The sequence below is a fragment of the Paenibacillus xylanexedens genome (assembly GCF_017874615.1).
In the GTDB taxonomy this organism is placed as follows: domain Bacteria; phylum Bacillota; class Bacilli; order Paenibacillales; family Paenibacillaceae; genus Paenibacillus; species Paenibacillus xylanexedens.
Genome location: NZ_JAGIKV010000008.1, coordinates 1 through 14070 on the forward strand (window position 1 = coordinate 1; position 14070 = coordinate 14070).

At 47.5% G+C, this 14070-nt stretch carries 13 protein-coding genes; 1 reads left to right on the plus strand and 12 read right to left on the minus strand.

What is annotated here, in order from left to right:
- Nucleotides 1-637: 637 nt before the first annotated feature.
- The 11 genes from J2Z28_RS12070 to J2Z28_RS12120 all read right to left on the minus strand — a co-directional run bounded on the left by J2Z28_RS12070 (nucleotide 638) and on the right by J2Z28_RS12120 (nucleotide 12030).
- A complete protein-coding gene (locus J2Z28_RS12070) occupies nucleotides 638-2305 on the minus strand; it encodes a hypothetical protein (RefSeq protein ID WP_211082688.1) in 1668 nt (555 codons plus the stop codon).
- A 1-nt stretch (nucleotide 2306) separates the two neighbouring features.
- Nucleotides 2307-3092, minus strand: coding sequence for an ABC transporter ATP-binding protein (locus J2Z28_RS12075; RefSeq protein ID WP_211082689.1), 786 nt, complete (start codon nucleotides 3090-3092; stop codon nucleotides 2307-2309).
- A 234-nt stretch (nucleotides 3093-3326) separates the two neighbouring features.
- Nucleotides 3327-4835 (minus strand): RICIN domain-containing protein, encoded by a 1509-nt coding sequence (locus tag J2Z28_RS12080; RefSeq protein WP_244988252.1) that lies wholly within the window; start codon nucleotides 4833-4835, stop codon nucleotides 3327-3329.
- A 34-nt stretch (nucleotides 4836-4869) separates the two neighbouring features.
- Nucleotides 4870-5061, minus strand: a complete 192-nt coding sequence (locus tag J2Z28_RS12085) for a hypothetical protein (protein WP_211082690.1) — start codon at nucleotides 5059-5061, stop codon at nucleotides 4870-4872.
- Nucleotides 5062-5196: 135 nt separating this feature from the next.
- A complete protein-coding gene (locus J2Z28_RS12090; RefSeq protein ID WP_211082691.1) occupies nucleotides 5197-5826 on the minus strand; it encodes a PepSY domain-containing protein in 630 nt (209 codons plus the stop codon).
- Nucleotides 5827-6055: 229 nt separating this feature from the next.
- Nucleotides 6056-6856 carry a PepSY domain-containing protein gene (locus J2Z28_RS12095; protein ID WP_211082692.1) on the minus strand — a complete coding sequence of 267 codons (801 nt, stop codon included), beginning with the start codon at nucleotides 6854-6856 and terminating at the stop codon, nucleotides 6056-6058.
- 376 nt (nucleotides 6857-7232) lie between these two features.
- Complete coding sequence (locus J2Z28_RS12100) at nucleotides 7233-8609, minus strand: sensor histidine kinase (protein WP_211082693.1); 1377 nt, start codon at nucleotides 8607-8609, stop codon at nucleotides 7233-7235.
- Nucleotides 8606-9361 carry a response regulator transcription factor gene (locus J2Z28_RS12105; protein ID WP_211082694.1) on the minus strand — a complete coding sequence of 252 codons (756 nt, stop codon included), beginning with the start codon at nucleotides 9359-9361 and terminating at the stop codon, nucleotides 8606-8608. The genes J2Z28_RS12100 and J2Z28_RS12105 overlap by 4 nt, the downstream gene beginning before the upstream one ends.
- Nucleotides 9362-9416: 55 nt before the next feature.
- A complete protein-coding gene (locus tag J2Z28_RS12110; RefSeq protein WP_211082695.1) occupies nucleotides 9417-10061 on the minus strand; it encodes an SDR family oxidoreductase in 645 nt (214 codons plus the stop codon).
- Nucleotides 10062-10377: 316 nt separating this feature from the next.
- The gene (locus tag J2Z28_RS12115; protein ID WP_211082696.1) at nucleotides 10378-11559 is read right to left on the minus strand and encodes an NAD(P)/FAD-dependent oxidoreductase; all 1182 of its coding nucleotides are present in this window, start codon (nucleotides 11557-11559) and stop codon (nucleotides 10378-10380) included.
- Between the two features lie 24 nt (nucleotides 11560-11583).
- On the minus strand, nucleotides 11584-12030 hold the full coding sequence (locus tag J2Z28_RS12120; protein ID WP_017691658.1) for a DUF1641 domain-containing protein: 447 nt from the start codon (nucleotides 12028-12030) through the stop codon (nucleotides 11584-11586).
- A gap of 685 nt (nucleotides 12031-12715) precedes the next feature.
- Between J2Z28_RS12120 and J2Z28_RS12125 the strand changes: the two genes are divergently transcribed.
- Nucleotides 12716-12892, plus strand: coding sequence for a CsbD family protein (locus tag J2Z28_RS12125; protein ID WP_074092719.1), 177 nt, complete (start codon nucleotides 12716-12718; stop codon nucleotides 12890-12892).
- 165 nt (nucleotides 12893-13057) lie between these two features.
- Here the strand turns inward: J2Z28_RS12125 and J2Z28_RS12130 are convergent, their stop codons facing one another.
- Nucleotides 13058-14059 (minus strand): NAD-dependent epimerase/dehydratase family protein, encoded by a 1002-nt coding sequence (locus J2Z28_RS12130; protein WP_211082697.1) that lies wholly within the window; start codon nucleotides 14057-14059, stop codon nucleotides 13058-13060.
- Nucleotides 14060-14070: the final 11 nt, after the last annotated feature.

Below are 14070 nucleotides of genomic sequence, written 5' to 3' on the forward strand. Positions count from 1 at the left end.
GCCAACCGTCGCTCGCATATGGACTCCCGCGCTTAGGGCTTCGGCGAAAAGCAGCATTTTGTGATGGGCTTGACAAAAACGTTCATAGCAACGAACCTGATACACGCTATTTGGTCCTTTTAGCATGAATCTAATATCTAACAAATCTTAGGCACGTTATTGTGCCTGGATTGGTTCTTTTTCAAGCTAAATAGCTACTTTTCCGAAGGATAGCGTTCCTGAGGTTCGTTAGAATTTATATTTCAGATTTTCACCCTGAATAGGTTGTCTCAGGTTCGTAAGCGCTGCGGCGAAGGTTTCCTTGGGGTAGTATCACCTATCAAAAAGAGCTAACCTAGACGTAAGTGTCCCGGTTAGCTCTTTTTAGCTCTTTTTAGCCCTTCTTGGTTCTTCTTAGCACTCTTAACTCTTCTAGGCTCTTATCACTTCGTCCTTCTACTTTCTAATCCCTTATCGCTTTTGCTCTTGCTCTTGCTCTTACTCTTGCTCTTGATTCCTTGATTCTTTGGCTCATTTTTTTCCAATCGCTCTCTGTACGGATTACATTAAGTTTTCTTGTAAACCGTCCCTCTCAACGTAATCCACCTCTTTTCTTTCCTTCTTTTACTCTTTTATTCTTCAGTTCTGCTGCAACTTCTCAAACAGCAACCGACCTCTTCCTCGCCGTCTTCTTCTCTCGAAACAGCAGCGTCCACAGCAACACATTCGCTACGATCAGTAGCGCACCATAGATCCATACGCCCCCTGACACCGAGCGGAAAAAGACATGGACTCCCCATAACATGGCAAGCACAGGGAGGGCGGCGAATACATACCAGCCATCACTTTGCTGTGCCATACTGAAGGATTGGGAGAACGGCGGCTTACGCAGCAACAATTTGCCTGCCAGTGGGACAAGCGCCGTAGCTGTCAGCATAATAATTGCAATATCCGGCAGTATCCGTGATCCAAATGTCCAGGTAAACAAAATGGCATTTGCCAGAAATATAGGCAGGAACATGTTGCATAAGAAAGCCTTCAGAGCGCCTTTATATAACGCGCTATCGTTCGCCATCGGTGCAGCGCGAAAGGTCCAGAACGCCTTGTATTGTCCCGAAAATTTCAGCATGACCACCACCGTTACAACCAGCATCAGCACGATGTAAAAGGTGTATACAAACGAACTTTGTCTAAACTCCGCCCAAGTAGAAGATTGCAATTCGGTAAACCAAAATACATAAGGTAAAACAAATGATAAACCAAGCGATGGATACACCTTCAGCTTGAATTCCCGTTCATTACGCATCATGCTGGCTGACAGACGGAAGCATGCTTGCTCCTCTCTGGAACGACTGACCACCTTGGAGATCAAACGATCCCATCTTCCGCGTCTGCGTCCGGAGGACTGACCCGAATGTGCCATTTTTTCCAAATACAATTCAAAGGAAGGCATAAGCTTCACATATACGATCATACTCACCACAGGAACCAAGACTGCCAGTGCTGTGAACGTATAGATCCACACATTCCCGCCCCCTGCAAACAACCATTCATATGCGGCCGCATACCATAACGGAGGCAACAGCAACTGCCACCATGCCGGGGTAAATACCATACCAAAATCAATAATACTGAACGAACGGATGACCAGCTGATAACCGATTGCAATCCCCACGGAAAGCAGAATCTGTACCATATTGATCATATCCTTCAGCTTCTCACCATCCAGAAACTTCATCATGAACAGATAGATCAAGGACGTTGTCACCAGAATCAGCATATTGATCAGAATCAGTTCTACAAGGAAAATCAGAAAAAATCCGATCCCATGCGTCACCAACGCGGCAATTAGCGGTATACCGGTTAATGAACCGGTCAGTAATAGCAGATATATGCCCGCATGGATGGCTCGGGCCATACCCACCGTTCGTCCATTAACGGGCTTGGTCATAATGATATTTCGATCCCTAATGTCCAGCAGCACAGAGGAAAAATCCGAGATCATGGACGTCATGATCATAAACATTAATATGCCAAACACAAGGCCCATCTGAAGCATGAAATGCCCCGTATCCCAGACGATGAAGGGAACCATCATCAGTCCCATTAATCCATACAACCACAGGGATCGAAGAAACTGATTCCCTTCCTTGCGCTCCTTTTTCCCTGAATTGTTGGACAAAATGGTAGGTACTCTGCGTTGATCCATCTGGAATTTCACCCGCAAAATCAGGCGAAGCACATCATAATCCGCCCCTGTTCTGGCGATAATCGGACGAAAGCGATCCAGAATCTTGAGTGTGCGGAAGTCGGAGGATTCCTCCATATCAGTACACCTCCTGCACAATCGATACAAATCGCTCTGCAATGGCTTTGTGCTCATTGAAGCCTGTCAATTGATTAAATACTTCCTCCAACGTCCCTTCCATGGACTGCTGTTGGAGCTGCTTGAACGTACCGTCTGCCACCACGCGTCCTTCAGCGATCAGTACAATTCGACTGCTGATCTTCTCCACCACATCCATGATGTGTGACGAATAGAAGATCGTTGTGCCTTTGGCTGACAATTGTGACAAAATCTCTTTGACCACCATCACACTATTGGCATCCAATCCGCTGAGTGGTTCATCCAGAAATAGCAGATCCGGGTCATGCAGCAGCGCAGAGATTAACAGCACTTTCTGACGCATACCTTTGGAAAAGGATGCAATGCGGGAATGATATGATTTTTCCAGCCCAAAACAATCCATCAATAGCTTGGCTTTGTAATCCGCATCTGCATAGGACATACCGTATAACTCTCCCGTAAAAGTCAGATACTCCGCAGGCGTTAATTGTTCGTACAATTCCGCCACCTCCGGAACATAGCCGATTCTGCGCTTATACTCTACATCCCCATCCGCAATATCTTTACCAAAGATCCGCACCGTGCCTACATATCCTTCAACCAGCCCGAGTAAAATCTTAACCGTTGTACTTTTGCCAGCCCCGTTTGGGCCAATATATCCAATCATCTCACCGCGATTCACTTCCAGATCGATGCCGTTCAACACATAACGTCCGTTGTATCTCATACGCAAGCTTTCAATGGATAGCACTTGTTGTTCACTCACTTCGTTATCCAGCTCCTGTCTCTATCTTTTTCTACAATTCTACTAGTTTACCACAGATTGGGATGGTAATGATCGGAAATAGGTCACGATATGAGCCATCAGCTGGATATCCCTTTCGAGTAAAAGCATCACGTAACATGCGTGAATACAGCACAAAGCCCCTGTCCCACCTTATGGTAAGAGACAAGGGCTTCCACTTTATGTTGAACCTTATTTTATAATATCTAAAACGTCTTATTGCACCTTAACAATCTGAAAATGCTGATTCGTGCCGCCATTATCCGTCCACTGGATGGCCGCAGCCCCATCTGCCAGGGATTGACTGGAGATGTCCAAGACCTTGCTTGTACTGCGGTTCTTCAGTTTATAATAACCACCACCTACACTGACGAGCTGCCATTGCTGGCTGGCCCAGCCACCATCATTCCACTGTTCAATGACAGCCCCGTCGTTCGTGGAACCATTCTCCACGCCAATTAGCTTGCCACTGGAACGGTTGATGATTTTGACATAACCGCCACCCGCATCGGTAATCTGCCACTGTTGACTTGTCATCCCCCCATCTGCTCGCTGCTCCAGATCCGCACCGTTGGCGGAAGAACCCCCGATGACATTCAGCAATTTGTTACTCTTACGACTAATCAGCTGATATGAAGCATTCGGGTCCCAGACATCCGGTGTACTCACTCCGGTCACAGTCCCTGTTGCTGTATCAATCGTAATACTGCTGGCCCAGTTCATCGCCAGACTGGTTGCGCTAGGGAACGATAGGGGCAGCCAAACATACTTGGAATCCTGCACAGGTCCGCTCCATGCACCAGCCCAGCGATCACCCATGTAGAGATAGGATGTGGTCTGTGAACCTTCTACTGGAACAACATAGGTGGATTGAGAACCATATGTTGTGCTGTCTCCAAAATTGCTTAGGCCGCTCCATGTGCCTGTAATGCTAGAGGCTGTCGCATATTTGGCCTGATTTGGATTCCAGCCGGTTGCACCTGAGGTAATCAGGAAGTAGACACCGTCTTTTTTGAATAGGGCTGGTGCTTCACGATATTGTCCGGGCCATAGTGTTGTGACAAGGGATTCAACACCCAGGAAATCTGGGGTCAGCTTATATATATTCAGATCTGCATTCACTCGGGTCGCGGAGATCAGATAAGCGGTTCCGTTATCGTTGTACACCGTCATATCTCTGGAATCATACCCAAGTGGACGATAACTGCCCACATACGTGTAGTTGCCATCAACCGTATTCGAAGTAGCTACCGCTACTCGGGCCTCGCCATAATCCAGACCATTCTCCTTGTGCATCCACAGCACATATTTGCCGGTAGCACTGTTATAGATGACTTTTGGACGTTCAATGTTGGAGATATTTAGCTCGGCTGCCGAGCTGCTGGTGAGCACATCATTGCGATACTCCCAGTTCTTCAGATCCGATGAACGATACACGGATACGGCCTTGAACGTTCCATTCGTATTACGGTTCTCCCCAAACCAATAATAATACCCATTTGCCTTGATCATCCCGCCCCCATGAGCATGAACGACATTACCATTGGTATCCTTGAACTGTATCCCGTTCGTTACACTGAGCGGAGCAGCTGAAGCATTCGGTCCGGGTGCGAGCAGCATCCCTATTGATTGCAGCGCCAAAACCAAAGCAAGCAGATAACTTAAGCGCCGGGTAAAGCGACGTGAATGTGTATTCTTTTTCAACCATCCATCGTTCATAGCCATATCGTAATGCACCTCCATGTTTTTTGTGAAGCGCTTACATAAAAGAAAATCGATATGTCTCATCTGCCTCCGATCGATGATGCATTTCAGCAATAGAATTCCTGGCAATAATGGCTGAGCGTTCACCTCCCTGATTCCGATTGTATCCGCCACGTTCCTGCTCGAATAGTGAACAATCCGGCGGAAGATGTACAATTTTATAATCCGCTCTCTCGATCAACAGCAAAAAGACGCTTCCCCCGAAGCGTCCTCTGCTATACCTGCCCTGCCCCTCCATGATGTAACGATCTCTAGCTGTGTGCGGCTGTTCATAGGCAGGTTTTTATATGATGTTTTATCGGCGTATACTCGCCCTTATTGCTTAATCTTGGTCGTCAAAATCCTGGTCAAACGATAACACTTTACCTGTGTTGGCATCGATATCTACATCTGCTTCACCTTGAGCGGTTCTCAGCTCGATCTCATACACATAGCGACCATCATCATGATCCAGCTCGACTTTGGTTACTTTGCCACCCGTAACTTGTTTCAACGCAATGTTTGAAGCTTGGGTTGCCGTCAATTTGACCTGCTTGGAAGCAGAGTTATTGGACGTGTTGCCTGTTGCAGTACCTTTATAATCGTCGTCATCATCGTAGTCTTCATCATTCACAACCGCAAGAATTTTGCCTGTATAAGCATCCAGACGAACGACAACATCATTGGTTCCTTTTCTGTCGATCTCAACTTCATAGAACGTTTGGCCGTTTCTACGCTCCAGATCCACGTCATCCACTTTACCATCGGCTGCTTTTAACGCCAACGCTTTCGCTTGTGATGCATTCAGCATTTCACCTGTGCTGTTCTGATTCTGTGTTACAGATTGTGTTGTTGACGTTGGTGTAGTTTGCACCGATTGTCCGTTCACATTCCCGCTAGCCGCTACGGCCGATCCACCAAGTAATACTGCTGCTGACAAGCTACCAATCCAAAGTTTATGTTTGTTCATCATCATCATTCATCTCCTCGTTGTTGTTGTTTTCGTTCTCGTCTACATTTATAGAATAACCTGCAGGAATGAGAGATCAGCGAGAGTTAGATTAGAATTTGATGAGAAAATGAAGAGAATGCTCATTTAACAGGTATTCATTGTTCATCTAATTGAAAAAGATGACCCCTAAACTAGGAATCATCTCTCTAAAGCAGTTTAACACTATATTTAATGTGTTCCTTGTAACATGTTAATCATCGTCCTCATCCCAAGTCACCGAACGAATTGCTCCTGAGATGGCATTCACTTGCACAATAGCCTCCCGGCCATCCTCCAAATCAATTTCAACCAGATAATATGGATTCCCGCTGTTGGTTCCACGCAGTTCGATGTCGTCCACTTCCCCCGGAACCTCCGCAAGTGCCTTCTGTTTGGCTTGTTTCTCGCTCAGAAACTGAGGTTTGGGATCATCCTTGGTTGTTTCAGTTGTCGGGGCTGCTATTGTTTTGGAAGCTATCGTCTCTCCCGTGTATGGATCAATCGTGAGTTCTTCTCGGCTGTTATCCTTTGCCTTCACTACCGCGGTGTATACCGGACTGCCTTGCTGCTCCACAAGTTCAAGCGAGACCAATTGGTTATCTGTTTGTTGTTTTAACAACGCCGTCTTGATCTGCTCTCGGCTCCATAACGTCTTCTCTTCCGCTTGCGGGTTCGACTCCAGCCGTTTAATGGAATTCACAGCAGCTGTAACGGCATCCACTTGCACATCATATAGGCCGGTCTCCGAACGGAGCTGCATGATATACGTCCCTTCCTTCAACGTCGAATTTACAATCTCTCCTGGATATTGATCAAGCACCGATTGTGCTGCCGCATCTGCCGTAAGTACCGCACCAGTTGATTGCCAAGGCTTCCACCACACCACAACTGCCACAATCAGCACAACGAGAAGCCCTGCACCCCACCAGAGTGACCTTCGCGATTTCGCCCATCCAATGTTCCCTTGTTCATGCCGTTTCATCTCCGGTGGTCGCTGCTCATGCTCTGTCATCACGTTTCCCCCTTATAACTCTCCCAATAGCCCGAGTTCATCTGTTATATATTCGGTCTGGAGTTTAGTTACCAATGGCTACTACATAAAATGAACTAATCTTTTACACAGTAACGGAGAGGACAGAAATAACCTGAAAAAGCGAAGCTAAAAGCTTTCTGAAAGAAAGCTACTTCGAAAGCATACACTTCGCCTAAAAGCTTTCTGAAAGAAAGCTACATCGGAAGCATACGCTATCCCCGGATTTTCCCCTTGAGAAAAGGGAATCAAAAAAATCTGGGGATAACAGCGATTGGAAGGTTGTTCTGTCATCGTAGTGTCAGTGTGAACAATCTTTAGTTCAGTTTATTTAGTATATAAGAGAAGAATGAGAATTTCATGAGAGCGGCCCGTTCTGAACCGATAAAGGCAAAATAATTGAAGCCTCGGTGCCTTCACCCTCGGTGCTGGTCAGTTCGATCCGTGCTCCAACTGCCCCTGCAAGCTCTTTGGCAAGTGACAATCCCAGACCTGAACCGCTTGCGCCTAAGCTGCGTGTCCTGGCCGGATCAACCCGGTAGAATCGGTCAAATACCTTCTCCAGCTCGTCCTCCCGCATACCAATCCCGGTATCCACGATCCGAATACGGCACTCTTGCCCCTTGGCTTCCAGCCTGACTTCAATTGCATCTTCACTATACTTCCGGGCATTATCCAGCAAAATAAACAAAAGCTGCTTCAGCTTGCTCTCATCGCTGATCGCCCAGATTGGACCTGGATCTTCACACCGGACTTCGCGGTGATAGGCTTCGCGAAACGCACGTGTGGAGTCTGTAGCCAGTCTTGTGATATCCACACGCTCCAACTGTACATTCCACTGCTCTGGCTGCTTTGCAAGCAGTAACAGTTGCTCGGTCATCTCTCTCATGCGAACCGATTCGGACAGAATCGCTTCCACCGCTTCATCAAATACCTCGGGCCGCTCTTTTCCTCGCCGCTGTAGCAGACTAGCGTAGCTCTCAATAATGGTCAGCGGTGTTTTGAGCTCATGAGATGCATCGGATACAAATCGCTCCTGTCGCTCAAAGTTGGATTCGAGCAGATCCATCATCCGGTTGAACGTCTGTCCCATCGTTTTCAGTTCATCCTTCGATCCTTCCTCCAGTGGAAGACGCTTGAATTGTCCGCTGGACTGTATGTCAGTCATCGTGCGTGTCATCTGCTGAATCGGTCTGGTCATCCGGTTCGCCAGAATCCGACTGGAGATAATGGCTGGGATGAGAGCAACAATCGTGACCGCCACAAGCACAGTTCGCAGTACAGACAGACGATTCTCCGTCTCTGCAATGCTCTCGGTGACCTGTACATTCACCACCTCGCCATCAGGCCAGATGACCGGGACTGATACCCACACATAACCAATCTGCTCAACCTGGGTATACTCCGATTTCTTCTCACTTTCGTACTTATAGGGCAGCTTGCTCAGCTGCTCGGAAGCTGCTGTTGTCGTCACCGGGGAACTGGTGCCGTCTTCATTAACAATCCGAAGCATGCCGTTCACAGGCGCGTAGGCCCGCAACAAGTCATCCGGCGGAATGGAGCCGGCAGACTGACGCACTCCTTTGACAATAGACTCCGCTTCCGCTTCCACCCGATTAACCTCGTTATCAATCGACATCCGCTCAAACACGATGTAGACCGACAGGTTCACCGCGATTAACAGCACAGCAAATAATACAGACGAATATCCGTAGATTTTACTGCGCAGGCTCATAACTGTTCCTTCAGGACGTATCCAACGCCCCGTACGGTATGTATTAAGGGCGGTGTGAATCCGTTATCCACCTTTTTGCGCACATAACGGATGTACACATCCACCACATTGGTATCTCCATAATAATCGTATCCCCACACGGCCTGCACAATCTGGTCACGACTGAGCACCTGACGTTGATTCTGAAGCAGATACACGAGCAGGTCGAACTCACGTGGAGTAAGCTCAATAGCCACACCATCTCGGGATACCTCTCGCGTTCCTTCATTTAGTTTCAACCCGGCAGCCGTCAACCAGCCCGCCTCAGCTTCTTCCTTATGCCCTGAAGAGTCATTCCCCATATCAGCAGGTGTAGACGAAGAAGCGGAAGAAACAACAGACGCCACTACACTAAGCCGCAATGCAGCCCGAACTCTGGCAAGTAGCTCTTCAATCTGGAACGGCTTGGTGATGTAGTCATTGGCTCCGAGATCCAGGCCGGATACTTTGTCTTCTACAGAATCTTTGGCAGTGAGCATAATGATCGGAACCGTAGCATCTTTGGCCCGAACTCGCCGCAACACTTCAATTCCACTCAGACCAGGCAACATCACATCAAGCAGAATTAGATCCCACTGTCCTTCTGCATACTTCTCCAGTCCTTCTGTTCCACTACCAGCCTTGCCCACCTGATATCCCTCATACTGTAGTTCCAGTTCCAGCAGACGTGCTATTTTGGGCTCATCCTCTATGACCAGCACGGCTTCGTTCATGCAGCGCTCCCCCTCATCCCCATCATTTCATTCTCCCGTTATCTTACAATAACATCTACAATTTGCCCAAGGCATCTTCAACCGGATGCTCCCCCGCAATTAGATCAAAGGCCATCCGGTACGTCTTCTCTTCCTGCAAAGAAGCCACGATTACGCGGGCTACATCTTCACGCGGGATGCTTCCTGGCTCCAGATCGGTTCCAACTGCAATCTTGCCTGTGCCCGGTTCATTCTTGAGACCACCTGGACGTATAATCGTGTAATTGAGATCACTTGCGAACAACACACGATCCGCATAATGTTTCGCCACGTAATAAGGCTTAATGGACTCTGACCATTTCTCCCGTTGATCTGCGCCATACGCACTGACCAGAATATATCTGGAGATTCCCTGCTGCTCTGCGGCTTCCATCGTCTTGACCGCACCGTCGAGATCAATAAGCAGTGTTTTGTCCTGACCGGTAGATCCGCCAGAACCCGCCGTAAACACAATGGCATTATGATCCTTCATTGCCTCAGCCAAGTCCTCAACACTACCCTCCAGATCACCGATCACCACATCGGCACCGAGTTCCTTCAGTGCGTCCGCCTGCTCCGGTTTGCGGATCATGGCCGTTACTTTATGTTTGCCTTCCTGTACCAGCTGCTCCACCACAAACTTACCGATTTGTCCATTTGCTCCTATAACTAAAACGTTCATACGTCATTTCTCCTCTCAGTTGAACGGACCGTTTGTTGCGGCTCCCCGTTCCTTTTATTTAAAGATGCTCATCCTATAATTTAAACGAAAGCCGGCGCTTCTAAGCGCCGGCTTCATGTCCATGCCCGTTCAGTACATCTATGAAATGTGAAGTCTTCCGTTGTCCCATTAATATGCCATATACCCTAGGTGGTTTATACGCCACCTCACATCGACCACTTCTGCCGCGCCCATTTACATCTGGATATCTGCAATTCTCTATAAAAGTTACAACCAAAAAAGACGCCCAAAAGGGCGCCCTTGAATGGCATTAAGATTAATAAGCCAGTGCGAACAAACCGTGAATATGAGCCAGGTAACGGATGTTACTTGCTTCTTTCATCATGGTTGCAGGCAGACCTTTCAGACGAGTCTGGTTGCCACCGATCATGCCGACAGCATCTTTACGACCCAGACTTCCCAGCGTACCGGAGAATACTGGTGTGAAGGATTCCATTGCGCCACCTTTGAACATTACGCCCAAGTTGTGACCGATGGTTTCACCCATTTGCCAAGCCAATTGTGCTGTTGGAGGGTACGGGCGAGCGCCTTCACTAGGGAAGACCACTGCGCTGTCACCAGCAACAAACACGTCTTTGTGAGAAGTAGATTGCAGAACTTCCGTAACTTTCGCACGGCCACGATCCACTTCAATTCCGCTGTTAGCAACAACCACGTTGCCTTGTACGCCACCTGTCCATACGAGCGTGCTCGTAGGGATGGAGCTGCCGTCTTTCAGCAGAACTTCGTTTTCTTTCATCTCAGTAATCGCTACGCCAACGATGAAGTTAACGCCACGTTTCTCAAGACTTGATTTAGCACGCTCAACCAGCTCTGGCGGGAATCCTGCCAGGATGGAAGGACCTGCCTCAACCGTGTGCAGGGATACTTCTTTGAAATCGATCCCTTTTTCTTGACATACTGCAGGAAGCAGGTCAGCGAATTCGCCAACAAGCTCAATACCAGTCAAGCCGCCGCCACCAATAACAAACGTAGCGTCTGCTTTGTTGCCGGACTGTTTGTAAGCATCAAGACGCGCTTCAACGTGTGCACGAATACGGTTTGCATCGCTAACCGATTTGAGCGTGAAGCTGTACTCTTGCAATCCCGGAATTCCGAAGAATGCCGTTTCGCTGCCCAAGGCAACGACAAGTGCATCGTAAGAGTATGTGGAGCCGCTGGTCATCAGAACTTTTTTCTCGTCCGGCTTGATTGTATCCACCGTATCGATTTTCAAGTTCACGTTTTTGCCACGCAGCAATTTTTCGAGTGGAAGAGCAACTGCTTGTTCAGCAATGCTTCCCGCTGCAAGACGGTGCAGTTCCGTGATAATTTGGTGTGTAGGGTAACGGTTCACGACAGTAATTGTCGCTTCTTCCGGAGACAAGTATTGACGCGCAGTCAATGCAGTCAACAGACCGCCGTATCCTCCACCCAAGATCAAAATTTGCTTCGACATATCCATCCTCCGTTCTTCTAAGTCTTAACGTTTCGGTTGTTGACGCTCGTTCAAGATGCTCAAGAAAGATTGAGCAAAACGAAGCGATTGTTGTACGTTTGGATCTTTAAGCATTTTCAGCATAGCGAACAAGCCAACTGAAGTTTGCTCTGTTTGCGCACGGTCATTGGCTTCGATAGCAGCAGAAGCTACACCTTTAGCTTTGTCTACAACAGGCTTAGCGAACTCGCCCATTGCGCTCATTGTGTCGCTGATCAGAACTTTGTCTGTTGCTACACTTTGTGCAAAGTCATAAGCTTTTGTCATAGCAGTAACCATTTCAGCCAATTTAGGCAGGTTCTCCACCAGAACGGTTAAAGACTCCTGTACCTCAGGCTTCATCAGTTGATCCAGAACGTCCAAGGACTGGCGCTCGGAAACGTTGGCACCTTCTGTAACTGGCACCTCTTGTTGAGTAGGCGATTGTGACATAAGAGAAAGTCCTCCTTTACTTTGGGATAGAAGTCCGCGACTTTCATGATGCCTGTCAAGCAGAGCCGAACCACAAAATACATCGAATACATCTAAATGTACCAAATTTCACACAATAGGATGAGCGTAGCTCAGGGCCACTCCCATATCATGCATTGTATCTTGGATCTATTGCGGACAACATGTGTTGACGCACAAAACGACAAGCAGGCCGAAACCGAACTCTATACCCTTATATTACACCTCTTACACATGAACATGAAAAAGAAATTTTTTACACTTGTGAAGATATTGTGAACATTGTAACAAAATCGATTTTTTTGTCAACCCATGAAGGCAAGCTAACGCCGTCGATCCTCCTGTCCAAGATCCGTATTCCTACCACATGTGGTATGAAGACAAGATCACATATGACCAGATATGCGATATGTACACAAGGAAGGATTCGTTTATCCAAAATTTCAGGAATTGTTTTCCAATATCACAATTTTCATGCAACGAAATTGGTCACTGTCGTTATTATGCAGCGTTGGGCTCAGCCTTATTCCATCATTGAGACATCTTTTCTATTTCAAGTATGAACCTCTTGCGTTACGAATGCAAAACTTGGAACAAAGCCATTGCGTTTAGAATGCGGACATCCCGGTTAATAAGGACTACACCAGAAACGAAGGAGATGTTCGATATGAGTAATTCAACTGGCGACAAAATCAAAGCAGGCGTAAATAAAGCCAAAGGCGAAGTGAAGGATCAGATCGGTAATGCAACCAACAACAGATCCCTTCAGGCTGAGGGTAAAAAAGACAAAGCCAAAGGTGCTGTACAGGATAAAATTGCCGACATTAAAAAAGATCATCACTAGATCCTTTTAATGTGAGGTCCAACAGCACGAAGATTTCGTGCAATAGATCGTTTTAAAATAGCCTGACCGTCCGTGTTCGGATGAAATTCGAAAATGAGACGGAGGCGCAAAAAAGCCAAGGAAGGTGTTACTCAATACACCCTTCCCTGGCTTTTTTTGTGCATTTTATACTGCTGGAACTGCGTATCTTGCCATATCGATAATGAAACTGCGCGTTTCCCTTGTTGTATGGTATTCACGGCTGAACTGTCTGACCCATTCGGGATGTTCCCGATACCAACGGAAGGTTTTTTCCAATCCCTTTTCCAACGTGGTTTGTGGTAACCAACCCAATTCCGCTCGCAATCTGCCTGAATGTACGACCAGACTGGACCCTCTGGACTGGGTTGGTTCTTGCTCCCGAATCTCTACAGCAGCTACGGATCGATCCATTGGTTTCAATATCTCCCCGATCTCCTGCATGGTTGTTCCAAGCCCTGTTGATATGTTGTAGACCTGTCCGTCTTTGCCTTTCAGCATGATCTGTTCAATGGCCCGGAGGGCATCATCTACATACAAGAAATCACGCACTGCCGATCCCTGGATATCCAGAGGCAGTCCGTCCAGCATCCGACCAAAATTTCGGGGAATAATACGGTCTGGCAACTGCCATGGACCATAGAGGTTGGTCAAACGAAAGAGTTTGACTGGAAGCTGGTAACATTGAGCATAGGAGTGAGCCAGCATTTCACACGCGACTTTGGACGCGGAATAAGGAGAGACGGGTGCATACGGATCTGATTCGTGATAAACTCTGCCCCAATCGCCGCCATACACTTCAACGGATGAAGCCAGCAAGACTGGAATGTGATGTTCCGTAGCATATTGCAGGACAGACTGTGTGCTGAGTGTATTATTGCGGAAGACTTCCCCTGGCTGATGATACGAATAATCCACGTGTGGCATGGCCGCCAGATGGATAATGTAATCTGTTCCTGGAGGTAGATGAATCCGGTCTGATGCAAGGTCACAACAGATGAACGCCATCTCATGCAGAGGAGAGATATGAACAAGCCTCTGACAATAATCATCCCGATCCAGAAGGGTAATTCGATGCCCCTTTTGCGCCAAATACTGTGAAAGATTAAATCCCACAAATCCAGAAGCCCCTGTAATCACAATGTTCACACACGATTCCC

What these genes read in the sequence shown, in the direction of transcription:
- J2Z28_RS12070 (WP_211082688.1), bottom strand. Translation starts at nt 2,305, where the DNA reads ATGGAGGAATCCTCCGACTTCCGCACACTCAAGATTCTGGATCGCTTT.
- J2Z28_RS12080 (WP_244988252.1), bottom strand. Translation starts at nt 4,835, where the DNA reads ATGGCTATGAACGATGGATGGTTGAAAAAGAATACACATTCACGTCGC.
- J2Z28_RS12090 (WP_211082691.1), bottom strand. Translation starts at nt 5,826, where the DNA reads ATGATGAACAAACATAAACTTTGGATTGGTAGCTTGTCAGCAGCAGTA.
- J2Z28_RS12095 (WP_211082692.1), bottom strand. Translation starts at nt 6,856, where the DNA reads ATGACAGAGCATGAGCAGCGACCACCGGAGATGAAACGGCATGAACAA.
- J2Z28_RS12100 (WP_211082693.1), bottom strand. Translation starts at nt 8,609, where the DNA reads ATGAGCCTGCGCAGTAAAATCTACGGATATTCGTCTGTATTATTTGCT.
- J2Z28_RS12105 (WP_211082694.1), bottom strand. Translation starts at nt 9,361, where the DNA reads ATGAACGAAGCCGTGCTGGTCATAGAGGATGAGCCCAAAATAGCACGT.
- J2Z28_RS12110 (WP_211082695.1), bottom strand. Translation starts at nt 10,061, where the DNA reads ATGAACGTTTTAGTTATAGGAGCAAATGGACAAATCGGTAAGTTTGTG.
- J2Z28_RS12115 (WP_211082696.1), bottom strand. Translation starts at nt 11,559, where the DNA reads ATGTCGAAGCAAATTTTGATCTTGGGTGGAGGATACGGCGGTCTGTTG.
- J2Z28_RS12120 (WP_017691658.1), bottom strand. Translation starts at nt 12,030, where the DNA reads ATGTCACAATCGCCTACTCAACAAGAGGTGCCAGTTACAGAAGGTGCC.
- J2Z28_RS12125 (WP_074092719.1), top strand. Translation starts at nt 12,716, where the DNA reads ATGAGTAATTCAACTGGCGACAAAATCAAAGCAGGCGTAAATAAAGCC.